Genomic DNA, 14,004 nt, shown 5'->3' with positions numbered 1-14,004 from the left:
GCTTTTTTAATTCAAGCCAAACCACGCTCCCGGCACGCTGTTTTAAAGGCCTTGCCGTGGTGTGGCTGACCATCAGTCTTGTGTCCGGGTGCGCTACACATCAGGGGCAGGAGGCCGACGCAGACACCGAGGAGCCGGTTTCGCAGGGCGGAACGCTGGGACCGGCGCTGGATGTGAGCGGTACCACCTGGGCCGAGCTGAGTGTCCCTGCGAAAACCGGTGGGCTGAACGCGGATGACCTGGTATGGGAGATTTTTCGGGTTCCGGGCAAACAGTCCACACGCTACAGCTATATGCGGCACGAAGGCCGCGATGCCGTGCGCGCCACGGCCGATGCGACGGGCAGCATTTTGCGGCGCCGCCAGCGCATTGAACCCGCTGACCTGGGTCGCATCAGTTTTTCGTGGAACGTGCCGCCGCCCGGCGCTGACGCCAACGCTTCACTCGCCGAACTGGAAGACGTGCCTGTGCGCGTGGTTCTGGCCTTCGACGGCGATCGGTCGCGCTTTTCGATCAAGAACTCCCTGCTGTCGGAGTTAAGCCTCATGCTGACCGGCGAAGAGCTGCCCTTTGCCACGCTGATTTATGCCTGGTCGCGCGTTAACAAGCCGGGTGATGTCGTGATGCATGACCGTACCGACCGCATTCGCAAGCTCGTTGTGGATTCGGGCGACCAGGGCTACAACCAATGGCTGAGTTATGAGCGGGACATCCGCGCGGACTACCGCAAGGCTTTTGGCGAAGATCCCGGTGCCTTGCTGAGTTTTGCGGTTTTTACCGAGGGGGAAAGAAACGAGGGCCAGCTCCAGGCTTTTTACGGCCCGCTGAAACTGTTGCCTGCTGTTGCCGCGGCCAAAAAATAGGACGACGGTTTTCGTGTCGCGCGTATGGTCCTGGTTTGCGCCATCGTCCGGCTGAGTCTGCGCCTTCGCTGCTGGCGTCGCTGGCGCTGCTGTTGCCCGCGCTCGCCGTGGGCACGCGGCGCCTGCATGACATCGGCAAAAACGGCTGTTGGCAATTACTCATGCTGACGGTGATCGGCTTTTTTGTGCTGATGTACTGGTGGGCTCAGCCCGAACGGGAAGGGGCGGTTGCCTACGAGGCTTGAGTTGTTCCCAGTCGCGGGTCATCCCCGTGAGTCCTTGCAAAAAAGCCGCCTACGCGGCTTTTTTCGTTGGAGCATGGCAGGTGATGCCGGACTCAGGCCCCCTTGCCGACCAGCACCGGTGCCGCACGGTAGCGATCGGGGAACAGTCGCTTGAGGTTGTCGATTTTCGGCAAGTCGTTGTAAACGATGTAGGAGGCCTTGGGGTGTAGCACCAGGTAGTCCTGGTGATAGGCCTCGGCCGGGAAGAAGGGTTTTTGCATTTCCGTGGTGGTGACAATCGGTGCGCCAAAGCTCCCGGCCTTGTTGAGTTGGGCGATATAGGCTTTGGCGATACGCGCTTGTGTGGCGTCTTGCGCGAAGATGGTGGATCGGTATTGCGGCCCACGGTCCGGCCCCTGGCGGTTCAGCTCGGTCGGGTTGTGCGCGACCGAAAAGTAAATCTGCAGGATGCGCCCATAACTGATTTGCCTGGGGTCATAGGTGATCTGCACGGCCTCCGCGTGGCCGGTGCGGCCTGAACCCACGGCCTCGTAACGTGCCGAGGACGCCTCGCCGCCGGCATAACCCGAGACAGCATTGCGCACGCCATTGACGTGCTGGAACACCCCTTGCACACCCCAGAAACAGCCGCCGGCGAGCACCGCGGTTTCGAGGGCGGCGGCAGGTGTTGCCACCAGATCATCAGCAGGCGCCGGGATGTTCACCGCGGCTTCGGCCGCCAGCGAAGGGTGGACCTGCCAGAGTACCGCCCCGGCAACACAGGCGATGAGCAAGGTGTTTAGCAGCGCGCGTCGTTTCAGGCGTGAATGCGGGGTGGTGGGCTGAGGGTGGGTGTTGGATGGTGTGTTCATGACGGTTTCACGGTAGTTCTGGCTTCTTCCAGAAGTTGCTGGATGACTTGTTCCGACTTGTCGTATTCACCTTCGCCGAAGTGATGAAAGCGGATGCGGCCCTGCGCATCGACGAAGTAGTGCGCCGGCCAATAGTTGTTGTTGAACGCGCGCCAGATGCTGAAGTTGTTGTCGATCACCACCGGAAACTCGATGCCCAGATCGCCCACGGCGCGTTTCGCATTGTTGATGTTTTTCTCGTAAGCGAACTCGGGCGCATGTACACCTATCACCACCAGTCCCTGGTCCTTGTACTTGCGGCTCCAGGCGCGCACATAAGGCAGCGCGTTGCGGCAGTTGATGCAGCCGAAGGTCCAGAAATCGACCAGCACGACTTTTCCGCGCAACTCGCTGGCGCTGAGCGGCGGCGAGTTCAGCCATTCGACGCCACCTGCCAGCGGCGGCATGTTGCCTTCAATGGGCAGTGTGGCCAGCCGGGGCAAGCTCGGGCGTGCCTGCACCTTGAGGAAATGGCCGGGATTCAACACGCTTGAACGAATCGCTGCGCGTTCCGCCGGTGGCGGGTTCAACCGCCGAAACAGGGTGTTTTCCAGGGAAGCCCCCTCGCCTGACGACAACTGTGTGAGCAATCCGATGTCCAGCCCGAGCGCGACGGCTGTGACACCAGCGAGTACCGCCACCCCCAGTCCCTTGCGGAACCACTCGCCCAGGCCGAGCCAGCGTTTGAGGATGGCAAACACCCGGCCGCCGGCCAGCAACACCAGGGCCAGCGAACTCACGGCGCCGGCCGCATAAGCGAGCAGCAGCAGGGAGGTGCGCACGCTGGGCCCTTCGAGGGCCGCCCCGGTGAGGATCAGGCCCAGGATGGGGCCCGCACAGGGTGCCCACAGCAGCCCGGTGGCCATGCCCAGAAAAAAGGAAGACCAGGCCGGGTGGCCTGTGCTGCCCGCCGGTCTGGCCGCGGCGCTGGAAAGACGCGAGCCCAAGGCCACCAGGGGGCGTGTCAGGCGTTCGGCCCAACGGGGCGCGACCAAGGTCATGCCCATGACGGCGAGCAAAACCATGGCGCCGATTCGGCCATAGTCGTTGGCCGCCACGGCCCAGTTGCCCGCAACGGCGCCCAGTGTCCCGACCGCCGCAAAGGTCAGCGCCATGCCCGCCAGCAAGGGCAGGCCGCTTTTGGCGAAGGGCTGGTCAATGCGTGCGAAGACAAAAGGCACCACCGGCAGGATGCAGGGCGCGAGTATGGTCAGCGCTCCGCCAAGATACGACAGGATGAAAAAAAACATGAGGACCTCCGGCTGAGCGTGCTGGCCGCCTGGTTTATTTCTTCATGGCGTCGTCTTTGCCCATCGCATCCTTGGACATGGCATCTTTGCCCATCGTGTCCTTCTTCATGCCGTCCTTGGCCATTGAGCCTTTGGCCATCGAGTCCTTTTTCTTCATGCTGTCTTTGCCCATGGCATCCTTGGACATCGAATCTTTGGCCATCGAGTCCTTGCTCATGGCATCGTTTTTCATCTCGTCCGCGGCAAAGGCCGAGACAGAAGCGATGGCCATGCTGGTGGCCAGGAGGGTTGCGGAGAGTTTGTTCATTTGGATGTCCTTGTCGAGTCAGTTTGAAATGGCACGGTTCGGGATGAGCACGTGCCGCAAGTTTCAACAACGTTGAGCCTTGAGGGCGCTCAACTGCCGCCGAACCAGTTGTAGCCCTGGTCTTCCCAATAGCCGCCAGGGTAGGTGTTGGTGACGAAGATCGCCTGAATGTGTTTCGGGTTTTTGTAGCCCAGCTTGGTGGGCATGCGCAGCTTCATGGGGAAGCCATATTTCGGCGGCAGGGGCTGGCCGTCGTAGCTCAGCGTCAGCAAGGTCTGCGGGTGTAACGCGGTCGCCATGTCGATGCTGGTGTAGTAGTCGTCCGCGCACTTGAAGCCGATGTATTTGGCGCTGGTGTCGGCACCCACGCGTTTCAGGAAGTCCGCGAAATACACACCACCCCATTTGCCAATGGCGCTCCAGCCCTCGACGCAGATGTGGCGGGTGACCTGATCCTGCTGCGGCAGGGCACGCAATTCGGCCAGGGTCCAGCGGTGTTTGTCGGCCACCAGACCGGTGACTTCGAGTTGGTAGCCGGCTTCGTCCACCTCGCGGATTTCGTCTTCACCATAGTAGGCGTTGAACGGAAAGGGCCGCGTGATCATGGATTCCGGGTAGGTCGGGGCGAGTCGTTTGGGGTCGAAAATCCAGCCCTGCACCGTGTCGTTGAAGCGCGAGATGTGGGTCAGCGCTGCTTCGACGCCACTGTTGTTGCTGATGCTGCAGCCGCTCAGCAGCGACAGGCCGCCCAGCGTCAGCGAACGCTGCAGGAAGGCGCGGCGTGCCGGCTGTTCGATGCGGCGACCAATAAGCTTGCGTGCCTCGGCGAGCACGGCATCGCCGTCGACACCAAGACCGGACAGGGGGGGGCGCTGGAGGATTTTCATACGGATTTTCCTGTGCGGTCACGCAACATGGTGAGCAGGGTGCGCGGCACCAGCGCGACCATCACCAGATGCACGGCCACGAAAAGCCACCAATGCGGCCATGGCAAAAAAGTGAATGCGACGCGCAAATTCGTAGCCGCCCAGCAGGTCGCGCAGCACACCGAACTGGACCGACTTCCACAACACGAGACCAGACAGCACCAACAGCACGATGTCCAGCATCACGAAGAGGTAGGCCAAACGTTGAACGTGGTTGTAGCGCCGTGGGTCGGCGTGGGAGAGTTGTCCGCGCAGCGCCGCCAACATGTCGTGCTTGATGCCGGAGAGTGACAGCGGAAAGAATTTCCGGAAAAACCGGCCACTTGCCAGGTTGAGGGACAGATAGATCAGCCCGTTGATGGCCAGCAGCCACATCGCGGCAAAGTGCCACTGCAACGCACCGCCCAGCCAGCCGCCCAGGGTGATGGCGGCCGGAAAGTGAAACGGAAACAGTGGCGAGGCGTCATAAATGCGCCAGCCGCTGGTGACCAGCACCAGCACGGCCAGGGCGTTGAGCCAGTGGGTGATGCGCATCCACCGCGGGTGGATGGGCGCACTGCCTTGGCGGGTGGTTTTGTGCTTCATGGGGCGGATTATTGGGCGCACCCCATGGCCGATTCATCACGGAAAGTTCAATTAATTGTGATAACTCCCCAAGAGGGATCGCGTGATAATCCTTGGTCATGGACCCCGTCAAACGCGTGCTGATCGTCGAAGATGATCCCCATATCGCAGAGTTGCTGCGCATGCACCTGCACGATGAGGGTTTTGCGGTGGTGCATGCGGCGGATGGCCATGCGGGCGTGCGTGAACTGGAGCGCGGTCACTGGGACGCGCTGGTGCTTGACCTGATGCTTCCCGGGGTGGATGGCCTCGAAATCTGTCGCCGTGCCCGCGCCATGGCGCGTTACACGCCCATCATCATCATCAGCGCCCGCTCCAGTGAAGTGCATCGCATCCTCGGGCTGGAACTCGGTGCCGACGACTACCTGGCCAAACCTTTCTCGGTGCTGGAACTGGTGGCGCGTGTGCGTGCGCTGCTGCGGCGCACCGAGGCCATGGCGCGTGATGCACGTGTGGACTCCGGCCGGCTGGAACTGGGCAACCTGTGCATAGACCCGCTGGAGCGCGAGGTACAGGTGGATGGAAAACGCATCGAATTGACGCCACGCGAATTTGACTTGCTGTATTTTTTCGCGCGCCATCCCGGGCGTGTTTTTTCGCGGCTCGACTTGCTCAACCAGGTCTGGGGTTACCAGCACGATGGGTATGAGCACACGGTCAACACCCACATCAACCGCCTGCGCATCAAGGTGGAAGCCAATGCGGCAGAACCCCGCCGCATCCTCACGGTGTGGGGACGCGGCTACAAACTGGTGGTGTCTGCGGAAGAGGCTGAGGTATGAGTTTTAGCCGGCTTTCCCTGTCACAACGTCTTTCGCTGGTGTTTGCGGTCTTGCTGCTGGCTTGTTGCGGCGCATCCGTTTGGCTGCAGACGAAAGCCAATGGAGTGCATGAGCAGGAGGTGGCGCAGCGCCTCTCCATGGGGCTGGCCGCTCACATCGCCGACAACTCGGCCTTGATGGAAGCTGGGGGATTCAATGAGGTGGCGGTACATGAGCTGTTCGACAAATTGATGGCCGTCAACCCCAGTGTGGAGGTTTATCTGCTCGGTCCGGATGGACGTATTCAGGCGCAGGCGGCCCCGCCTGGGCATCTGAAACGCAACAGGGTGGACCTGGCGCCTGTCCGGCAGTTGCTGGCAGGCGCACCCTTGCCCATCTTCGGCGACGATCCGCGCAGCATTGACTCGCGCAAAGTATTCAGCGCTGCCCCGCTGAAAGTGGACGGGCGTGATGCCGGCTACGTCTACGTGGTCCTGTTTGGTGAGGCCCGTGACACTCTGGCGGCGAATTTTTCGGCCGACAGTGTGTTGCGTTCCACGCTCTGGTCCATGGCGCTGGTGGCCTTGTTGGGCCTGATCGCGGGGCTGGCGGCTTTTCACCTGATCACGCGGCCGCTGCGCCAGCTCACCGTGGCGGTACGCCACTTCGAGGCGGATGGACTGGTGGCGCTGGACAAGGCCGCGCCCGAGTTGGAACTAGCTTCCAAGGGTGGTGGAGAGATCGCCGCGCTGGGTCAGGCCTTTTCGCGCATGACACAACGTCTCGCCGAACAGTGGCGTGAACTGACCTTGCGGGACCAACAGCGGCGCGAACTGTTCGCCAACATTTCACACGACTTGCGCACGCCGCTGACGTCTTTGCACGGTTATCTGGAAACCCTGCTGGTGAAGGCCGATAGCTTGAGTGCGGCCGAGCAACGCCGCTACCTTGAAATTGCACTTGGCCAGAGCCGCAAGGTCGGGCGTCTGGCCCAGGAGTTGTTCGAGTTGGCCCGTCTCGAATACGGCGTGGTCAAACCCGAGCTGGAAAGCTTCGCGCTGGCCGATCTGGTGCAGGATGTTTTCCAGAAGTTCGAGTTGGCTGCCGAGGCGCGCAGCCAGCGCCTGGTCCCGGACATCGTGCCGGGCCTGCCCGTCGTCACGGCGGATCTGGGCATGATCGAACGGGTCTTGACCAATTTGCTGGACAACGCGATCAGCCACACCCCCGAAGGCGGCGAAATCGTGGTGCAACTGCGGCCCGAAGCCGCGGGGGTGCGTGTCGAGATCAGCGACACCGGACCGGGTATCCCGGGGGCGTTGCGCAAAGGTCTTTTTGTGCGCCCGGTTTTTTCATCTGTGGGCGGGCGTGCCGGCGGGCTGGGGCTGGTCATCGTGAAACGCATTCTGCAACTGCACGGGAGCGACATCCGCCTGCTGCAGCGCGAGGACAAGGGCGCTGTGTTTTCTTTTTTGCTCACGTGAAAAAGGGCCGCAGTGCTTGACGCACTGCGGCCCTTTTGGCTGGGGGCAGCAAAAACGGGGGTCTGCGTCCGGGTCTCTGTTGAAAGACCCGGCATCCGTCCCCGCGATTTTTATTACATGCCCATGCCGCCCATGCCGCCCATGTCACCCATGCCGCCAGGCATGCCGCCGCCAGCGCCGGACTCGTCTTTCGGAGCCTCGGCAACCATGCATTCGGTTGTCAGCATCAGCGACGACACGGAAGCTGCGTTTTGCAGGGCCGTACGTGTCACTTTGGTGGGGTCCAGGATACCCATGTCGATCATGTCGCCATACTGGCCGTTTTGGGCGTTGTAGCCGTAGTTGCCTTTACCAGCCAACACCGCGTTCACGACAACGCTTGGCTCTTCGCCGGCGTTGGAGACGATGATGCGCAATGGCTCTTCGATGGCGCGCAGGATCAGCTTGATACCGGCGTCCTGGTCAGCGTTGTCACCCTTGATGGCGCCAGCGGATTGCTTGGCACGCAGCAGAGCCACGCCGCCACCAGCCACGATGCCTTCTTCCACAGCAGCGCGGGTAGCGTGCAGGGCGTCTTCCACGCGGGCTTTTTTCTCTTTCATTTCGACTTCGGTGGCTGCGCCAACCTTGATCACGGCAACACCGCCGGCCAGCTTGGCCACGCGCTCTTGCAGTTTTTCACGGTCGTAGTCGGACGTGGCTTCTTCGATCTGGACACGAACCTGCTTGACGCGGGCTTCGATGTCAGCAGCAGCGCCAGCACCGTCGATGATGATGGTGTTTTCCTTGCCGACTTCGATGCGTTTGGCTTGGCCGAGGTCAGCCAGCGTCACTTTTTCGAGGGTCAGGCCGACTTCTTCAGCGATGACCTTGCCGCCGGTCAGGGTGGCGATGTCTTCCAGCATGGCTTTGCGGCGATCGCCGAAACCAGGAGCCTTGACAGCCACAACCTTCAGGATGCCACGGATGGTGTTGACCACCAGCGTTGCCAGGGCTTCGCCTTCGACATCTTCGGAGATGATCAGCAAAGGACGGCTGGACTTGGCGACTTGTTCCAGGGTAGGCAGCAGATCACGGATGTTGCTGATTTTCTTGTCGTACAAGAGCACGAAAGGGTTGTCCAGGATGGCGGACTGCTTTTCGGGGTTGTTGATGAAGTACGGGCTCAGGTAGCCGCGGTCAAACTGCATGCCTTCAACCACGTCGAGTTCGCTGTTCAGCGACTTGCCGTCTTCAACCGTGATAACGCCTTCTTTACCGACTTTGTCCATCGCTTCAGCGATGATCTTGCCGACTTCTTCGTCGCTGTTGGCGGAGATGGTACCGACCTGGGCAATTTCCTTGCTGGTGGTGGTGGGCTTGGAAGCTTTTTTCAGCTCTTCGACCAGGGCTGTGACAGCCTTGTCGATGCCGCGCTTCAAATCCATCGGGTTCATGCCGGCGGCGACATATTTCATGCCTTCGCGAACAATGGCTTGAGCCAGAACGGTAGCGGTCGTGGTGCCGTCACCAGCGATGTCGGAGGTCTTGGAAGCAACTTCCTTGACCATCTGCGCGCCCATGTTCTGCAGCTTGTCTTTGAGTTCGATTTCTTTGGCGACGGACACACCGTCCTTGGTCACCGTAGGCGCGCCGAAAGAGCGCTCGAGCACCACGTTACGGCCTTTAGGGCCCAGGGTAACCTTGACCGCGTTGGCCAGGATGTTCACACCCTCGACCATGCGTGCGCGGGCTTCGCCGCCGAAAATGACGTCTTTTGCTGCCATGTTTAATTCTCCAGATTCAATTGATTAAGGGATGTGTGAAAGCCGAGAAATTACTTCTCAACGACTGCAAACAGATCGTCTTCTTTCATGACCAGCAATTCGTCGCCATCGACCTTGACGGTCTGGCCGCTGTACTTGCCGAACAACACACGGTCGCCGACCTTGACAGCCATGGCGCTGATTTCGCCCTTGTCGTTCTTCTTGCCAGGACCCACAGCCAGCACTTCGCCTTGATCAGGCTTTTCAGCAGCGCTGTCAGGGATGACGATGCCAGAGGCGGTTTTGGTTTCGTTTTCAACACGTTTGACGATCACGCGATCGTGCAGGGGACGAAGTTTCATAGGAGCTCCTGGGTTTGAAACAATGGTTTTGGAATCAAAAAACACCCGTGGGAAACGGGTGTTTGTGAACGGACTGGCTTGAAACGCTGGTTGTTAGCACTCCATACCATCGAGTGCTAATGATAAGGCCGTTTTGTGGCAGTTTCAAGTCCGTGGGGGTCGAACTGTCGGGTTTCAGCCAATTGTTGATGCTCAAATAATTGCGAATTATTCGCATCTAACCCTGAGCCTCAAATGCGTGAGGCGTTCTTGTAAGTCATTGATTTACATTGGATTTGATGAGAGAAACTGCATGGCGCTGGACTTTTGAGTACCGCCGGAAGTTCTTAAAGCCGCTGTCAGCTGTTCAATCCAATCAAACCCAATAGCGGCCCCGGCTGCCCAGGAAGATCGCTGTTCTTGGGTCGCTCCGACCTCTTCTGCCCAGCGTTCGGGGTTCGCCAGTAGCCAGGTTTACCCCGGAAATATCGGCTCCCCCAGATTCAGCATCAGACGATTGGCCCAGGCAAAAATCGCCACCGCGTGCACCAGGTCCAGCACTTCCAGATTCGATAAGCCGGCCGCGCGCACGGCTTGCAACTGGACCGCGCCAAACTGGGCCGGATGGGTGGTGAGGGCGATCGAGAGCTGCACGATGGCGCGTTCGCGGGCTGTGGTGCCGGCGCCCTGCGGCTCGGTGAACACCTGGTAAATCACGTCGTTGCGCTTGGTGAGCTGCTCGAAGCGCTGGGCGTGCACCGAGGCGCAGTAGACGCAGCCGTTGACGCGCGAGACCACGGCGCTGGCGAGTTCACGCTCGGCGCGCGAGAGGCCACCGGGGGCGTACATGATGGCATTGAAGACGATGGATCGCTCTTCCAGAATGCGCGGCTGGTGCGCCAGCACGCGGTAGTAGTCGCTGGTTTTGGCTTTGGGGTGGCTGCTCTCGAGCACGGCCAGTTGCGCCGGCGTGGCCTGGTCCAGGGCCAGCACCGGCAGCCAGGCCTTCCAGTCCAGGGTTTCGCTGGTGTAGCCGTTCACGCGCACCGGCTCGCCGGGTTTGGGCAGGTCAGCGGGATGCACGAACGGGGCCTCCGCCGCCGCTGCTGCGGCCGGCGTGCTGTGGATGTCATCGCCCAGTTCGACCAGCGCCTGCAGGCCGGCCACCACACGCAACTGGTAGGCGACGAAGGCGATCAGCTGCGCCAGGGCGACCACCTCGGGCGTGGTGAGGCCGGCGGCGGGCAACTGAAGCAACGCGGCCTGGTCGCCTTCCACCGGGCGTTCGGTCAGCGTACGCGTGAAGCCCAGAATGGCTTGCAGGCGCGGGTCGCCGTTGGGGGGCTGGCCGCCCTGCGCGGCCTGCTGCGCCGACGTGAGCGGCAGGGTCTGCAGGCGCTCGCGGTAGTGGGCCTGCAAGACCGCGCTGCCGGCCAGACGCGCGATGTCGTGGGCCGCCAGCAGGCGTTCGGCCAGGGATGGAGCGCCGCTCAGCGCGGGGTCAAAAATGCTGTCGTAGCTGCCTTGCGTGGCGGCCACCACCTTGTCGCGCTGGTGGCGCACGGCAAACACAGCGCTGCCGGCCGGCAAGGCGGCCAAGGTGTCGATCAGATCAGCGACGGGAAGGGATGAGGACATGGCGGACTCCTGAAATATTCAATTTTTAAGTGTTTTAGGCCTGTAGCCCAGGTGGGGTCTGCGTAGCGTGCTCTAAAAAGAGGAGCGTGCCAGCCCATGACGCTTCATCGGCATGGGCGTTGATGGCCGGCGAGCCACCGGTGGTGCTGAGCCGACCCGACACCGGGTGGGCATAGACCAACTGCGTGGTGGGCACGTAAGGAAAGACGATGGAGTGCCCGCCGCCCTCGAAATCGAGCTGCTCGACCGCGTAGGGGTGCTGGAACTGCGCCAGCCGCTCGGTGACCATTCGGCCGTACAGGCTGGACGGCCAGGAGCCGTCGTCGCTGGCCGACAGCAGCAGTACCGGGCCGCGTATGTTTTCCACCCGGATGCGGGCGCGCTCCACGGCCTCCGGGTCTTGCAGCGCGGTCAGCAGCGCGTTGGCATGGCGGCGCGGCTCGGGCCCCTTGTCCCAGGCGTCCCAGCTGGCGCTGCGGTTGTTTTGCCACAGGTGGGGCAGGGGCTGGCCGCGAAAGGTCCAGGCCGGCCCTTCGCGTCCCGTGGCCGGGTCGCAGGCGTTTTGCGCGCTGTGCACCACGGCGCCGGGCACATAGCCAATGACGGCGGACACCAGTTCCGGGAACAGCGAGCCCAGCAGCAGCACCAGCTCGCCGCCGCGCGACTGGCCGCTGAGCGCGACGAAGCCGTTCAAGGGGCGCAGCTCGCGGTGCAGCCAGTGCAGCGCGGTCTCGAAAATTTCGAGCGGCGTGTTGGAGATGTAGTCGGACAAGCCCGGCGCCTTGAAATAACCCAGTGCCAGCGCCGCGTAGCCATGTGAGGCGTACAAGGCGGCGCGCGGCTCGTTGATGCCGCCGCCCGAGCCGTTGAGCACCAGCACCGCGGGGTGTGGCCCGGGTCCGGCGGGCGTGAACAGGGTGCCGACCAAGCCTTCTTCGCGCAGCTCGCGCCGGCTCACGCCGGCGCCTTGCAAGCGCTGCACCAGGCGCGCCTGCAGGGCGGGCGCGCCGTGGCGCTGCAGCGTTACTTCGGTGGCCAGTGCGGATGCGGGCTCGGCCGCGAACACCTCGCGTGATGCACCTTCCTGCTCGGGCGCCTGCGACCACAGCAGCCCCATGGTCGACAAGCCGCTGTAGCTGCCGGCCAGCGGGGCGTCGCGCTGCAGGTCCACCACGCCGTGGGCATCGGCGCGGAAGCTGGCGTGGGCGCGCCACACCACGCCCGGCCCGCGCAACGTGTGGGTGCTCAGCGTGACTTCTTCACCGGGCGCCAGGCCGTTCACCGCGATGCGGCGCGGCACGTCGATCAAGGCGTCTTCGGGGCTGACGGTCAGGGTGGCGGACGACATGCGACCTTCCTTATTGGGCGACGGGGCTGACCTGCATCGATGTGGTGCGGTCGCTCAGCAGCGGCACCACTTTCAGGCCTTTTTTGGCGGCCCAGATGTTCTGGTAATGGAACAGTGGGATGTTGCCGACGTCGTCGCTGACCAGCTTGACCGAGTGGCGAAAGATGGCTTCGCGGCGCTTGGCGTCGAACTCCACGGTGGCGGCGTCCAGCGCCTTGTCCACGGCCTCGTTGCTGTAACGGCCCCAGTTGTTGGAGCCGCGCCCGCGCTTGGCGTCGTTGCTGGCCAGGGTCTGCAGCAGGCCATAGCCGGCTTCGCCCGTGCCATTGCCCCAGGCGATCACACTCACGGCGTATTCGTTCTTGCCGGCGCGGCCGGCGTACACGCTCCAGGGCACAACCTCGACCTTGGTCTTGACGCCCGCGCGGGTCCAGAACTGGGCCACGGCCTGCACGGTCTCGGGTGCCTGCGGGTAACGGTCGCCCGGCACGTGGATGGTGATCTGGAAGCCTTGCGGAAAACCGGCCTCGGCCAGCAGCTTTTTGGCCTGCTCGACGTTGTAGGCGATGTCCTTGACCTCGGGGTTGTAGCCAAAGGTGTTCTTGGGCATCCACTGGTTGGCTTCGGTCACCGTGCCCTGCAGGATGCGGTCGGCGATGGCCTTGCGGTTGATGGCGACGGACAGCGCCTGGCGCACCTTCACCTCCTGCAAGGGGTTCTTGTCGAGCGGCTTGCCGGCGTTGTCTGTGATGAACTCGTTGGGGCCGGGGCGGAAGCTCGGCTGCAGCAGCAGCACGCGCAAGCCGGGATAGGTGTAGACGCTGACGGACGGCGTCTTCTTCAGCTTGGCCACGTCGGTCACGGCCACCTTGTCGATCACGTCCACGTCGCCGGCCAGCAGCGCGGCGGTGCGTGCCGCGCCGTTGTTGATGTAGCGGTAGTTGACCTTGTCCCAGAGCGGCTTGGGCCCGTAATAGCCGGGGTTGCGTTCGAACACGGTGCGGTCGCCGGGGCTGTAGGAGATGAACTTGTAGGGTCCGGTGCCGATCACGGCGCGGCCTGCGTTGTAGTCCTCGGTCTTGGACTTTTCACCCACATGTTTGCTCACGATGTAGATCGACGCAATGTCCAGCGGCAGCATGGGGTTGGGCGTGTTGGTCTTGACGATGACGGTGTGCGGGTCTTTCGCGGTGGTCGACTCCACCGTGCGCAGTGCACCCGTGTACGAGGCCACGGTGCCGGGCACGTTGCGTGCGCGCTGGAACGAGTACACGATGTCGTCGGCGCTGAAGGGCTTGCCATCCTGCCATTTGATGTCGCTGCGCAGCTTGAACTCCCAGGTCTTGTCGTCCAGCGCTTTCCAGCTGGATGCGAGAGCGGGTTCGAGCTTGCCGCCGTCGCGCGAGTTGATGATGGAGTCCCAGAAATGCAGCGCCAGCGAGCGGTCGCCGGCGTGGTTGTTGAGCTGCGGGTCGACCGACGACACCGGGTCGGCAAAACCGATGGACAGGGTCTGGGCAGATACGGCGGCGCTGGCGGCCAGCACGGCCGCGGCGATGAGGGAAAGCTTGCGGGAGTTCAT

General features: G+C 62.4%; 13 protein-coding genes and 1 pseudogene. 4 read left to right on the top strand and 10 right to left on the bottom strand.

Translation table 11 applies throughout. The annotated features are described in order from the left end of the window. Nucleotides 1-56: 56 nt before the first annotated feature. Both ACHMXK_RS19555 and ACHMXK_RS19550 read left to right on the top strand, forming a co-directional pair. Nucleotides 57-863, top strand: coding sequence for a DUF3047 domain-containing protein (locus tag ACHMXK_RS19555; protein WP_397442186.1), 807 nt, complete (start codon nucleotides 57-59; stop codon nucleotides 861-863). A gap of 35 nt (nucleotides 864-898) precedes the next feature. Further along, entirely contained in the window at nucleotides 899-1,108 is a 210-nt protein-coding gene (locus tag ACHMXK_RS19550; protein ID WP_397442185.1) for a DUF805 domain-containing protein, read from the top strand. 92 nt (nucleotides 1,109-1,200) lie between these two features. On the opposite strand, the gene msrA is transcribed toward ACHMXK_RS19550, so the two are convergent. The 5 genes and pseudogenes from msrA to ACHMXK_RS19525 form a co-directional block, all read right to left on the bottom strand. Next, nucleotides 1,201-1,959: a peptide-methionine (S)-S-oxide reductase MsrA gene (gene msrA / locus ACHMXK_RS19545; RefSeq protein ID WP_397442184.1), complete on the bottom strand. Its 759-nt coding sequence runs from the start codon at nucleotides 1,957-1,959 to the stop codon at nucleotides 1,201-1,203. Next, nucleotides 1,956-3,248 carry a cytochrome c biogenesis protein DipZ gene (locus ACHMXK_RS19540; RefSeq protein ID WP_397442183.1) on the bottom strand — a complete coding sequence of 431 codons (1,293 nt, stop codon included), beginning with the start codon at nucleotides 3,246-3,248 and terminating at the stop codon, nucleotides 1,956-1,958. The genes msrA and ACHMXK_RS19540 overlap by 4 nt, the downstream gene beginning before the upstream one ends. Nucleotides 3,249-3,282: 34 nt before the next feature. Next, nucleotides 3,283-3,555, bottom strand: coding sequence for a pentapeptide MXKDX repeat protein (locus ACHMXK_RS19535; protein WP_397442182.1), 273 nt, complete (start codon nucleotides 3,553-3,555; stop codon nucleotides 3,283-3,285). Nucleotides 3,556-3,644: 89 nt separating this feature from the next. Further along, nucleotides 3,645-4,442 carry a molybdopterin-binding protein gene (locus ACHMXK_RS19530; RefSeq protein WP_397442181.1) on the bottom strand — a complete coding sequence of 266 codons (798 nt, stop codon included), beginning with the start codon at nucleotides 4,440-4,442 and terminating at the stop codon, nucleotides 3,645-3,647. Next, nucleotides 4,439-5,066 (bottom strand): annotated as a pseudogene (locus tag ACHMXK_RS19525) (cytochrome b/b6 domain-containing protein). The gene ACHMXK_RS19530 and the pseudogene ACHMXK_RS19525 overlap by 4 nt, the downstream one beginning before the upstream one ends. A gap of 98 nt (nucleotides 5,067-5,164) precedes the next feature. Here ACHMXK_RS19525 and ACHMXK_RS19520 point away from each other — a divergent pair. Together ACHMXK_RS19520 and ACHMXK_RS19515 are read left to right on the top strand one after the other, a co-directional pair. Next, nucleotides 5,165-5,887 carry a response regulator transcription factor gene (locus ACHMXK_RS19520; protein ID WP_397442180.1) on the top strand — a complete coding sequence of 241 codons (723 nt, stop codon included), beginning with the start codon at nucleotides 5,165-5,167 and terminating at the stop codon, nucleotides 5,885-5,887. Beyond that, on the top strand, nucleotides 5,884-7,350 hold the full coding sequence (locus ACHMXK_RS19515; protein ID WP_397442179.1) for an ATP-binding protein: 1,467 nt from the start codon (nucleotides 5,884-5,886) through the stop codon (nucleotides 7,348-7,350). The genes ACHMXK_RS19520 and ACHMXK_RS19515 overlap by 4 nt, the downstream gene beginning before the upstream one ends. Nucleotides 7,351-7,463: 113 nt before the next feature. Here the strand turns inward: ACHMXK_RS19515 and groL are convergent, their stop codons facing one another. The 5 genes from groL to ACHMXK_RS19490 all read right to left on the bottom strand — a co-directional run bounded on the left by groL (nucleotide 7,464) and on the right by ACHMXK_RS19490 (nucleotide 14,004). Continuing rightward, complete coding sequence (groL, locus tag ACHMXK_RS19510; protein ID WP_397442178.1) at nucleotides 7,464-9,116, bottom strand: chaperonin GroEL; 1,653 nt, start codon at nucleotides 9,114-9,116, stop codon at nucleotides 7,464-7,466. Nucleotides 9,117-9,166: 50 nt separating this feature from the next. Then, nucleotides 9,167-9,457, bottom strand: a complete 291-nt coding sequence (gene groES / locus ACHMXK_RS19505) for a co-chaperone GroES (protein ID WP_096667046.1) — start codon at nucleotides 9,455-9,457, stop codon at nucleotides 9,167-9,169. A 453-nt stretch (nucleotides 9,458-9,910) separates the two neighbouring features. Further along, on the bottom strand, nucleotides 9,911-11,074 hold the full coding sequence (locus ACHMXK_RS19500) for a CMD domain protein (protein WP_397442177.1): 1,164 nt from the start codon (nucleotides 11,072-11,074) through the stop codon (nucleotides 9,911-9,913). 34 nt (nucleotides 11,075-11,108) lie between these two features. Then, on the bottom strand, nucleotides 11,109-12,422 hold the full coding sequence (locus tag ACHMXK_RS19495; RefSeq protein WP_397442176.1) for an acyl-CoA thioesterase/BAAT N-terminal domain-containing protein: 1,314 nt from the start codon (nucleotides 12,420-12,422) through the stop codon (nucleotides 11,109-11,111). 10 nt (nucleotides 12,423-12,432) lie between these two features. Then, complete coding sequence (locus ACHMXK_RS19490) at nucleotides 12,433-14,004, bottom strand: ABC transporter substrate-binding protein (RefSeq protein WP_397442175.1); 1,572 nt, start codon at nucleotides 14,002-14,004, stop codon at nucleotides 12,433-12,435.

The sequence above is a fragment of the Polaromonas sp. UC242_47 genome, assembly GCF_044452385.1.
GTDB lineage: Bacteria > Pseudomonadota > Gammaproteobacteria > Burkholderiales > Burkholderiaceae_C > Polaromonas.
The sequence above is the reverse complement of the archived record's forward strand: the minus strand, read 5'-3'. Positions and strand labels throughout refer to the sequence as shown.

What these genes read in the sequence shown, in the direction of transcription:
- ACHMXK_RS19500 (WP_397442177.1), bottom strand. Translation starts at nt 11,074, where the DNA reads ATGTCCTCATCCCTTCCCGTCGCTGATCTGATCGACACCTTGGCCGCC.
- ACHMXK_RS19530 (WP_397442181.1), bottom strand. Translation starts at nt 4,442, where the DNA reads ATGAAAATCCTCCAGCGCCCCCCCCTGTCCGGTCTTGGTGTCGACGGC.
- ACHMXK_RS19535 (WP_397442182.1), bottom strand. Translation starts at nt 3,555, where the DNA reads ATGAACAAACTCTCCGCAACCCTCCTGGCCACCAGCATGGCCATCGCT.
- groES (WP_096667046.1), bottom strand. Translation starts at nt 9,457, where the DNA reads ATGAAACTTCGTCCCCTGCACGATCGCGTGATCGTCAAACGTGTTGAA.
- ACHMXK_RS19490 (WP_397442175.1), bottom strand. Translation starts at nt 14,004, where the DNA reads ATGAACTCCCGCAAGCTTTCCCTCATCGCCGCGGCCGTGCTGGCCGCC.
- groL (WP_397442178.1), bottom strand. Translation starts at nt 9,116, where the DNA reads ATGGCAGCAAAAGACGTCATTTTCGGCGGCGAAGCCCGCGCACGCATG.
- ACHMXK_RS19520 (WP_397442180.1), top strand. Translation starts at nt 5,165, where the DNA reads ATGGACCCCGTCAAACGCGTGCTGATCGTCGAAGATGATCCCCATATC.
- ACHMXK_RS19495 (WP_397442176.1), bottom strand. Translation starts at nt 12,422, where the DNA reads ATGTCGTCCGCCACCCTGACCGTCAGCCCCGAAGACGCCTTGATCGAC.
- ACHMXK_RS19540 (WP_397442183.1), bottom strand. Translation starts at nt 3,248, where the DNA reads ATGTTTTTTTTCATCCTGTCGTATCTTGGCGGAGCGCTGACCATACTC.
- msrA (WP_397442184.1), bottom strand. Translation starts at nt 1,959, where the DNA reads ATGAACACACCATCCAACACCCACCCTCAGCCCACCACCCCGCATTCA.
- ACHMXK_RS19515 (WP_397442179.1), top strand. Translation starts at nt 5,884, where the DNA reads ATGAGTTTTAGCCGGCTTTCCCTGTCACAACGTCTTTCGCTGGTGTTT.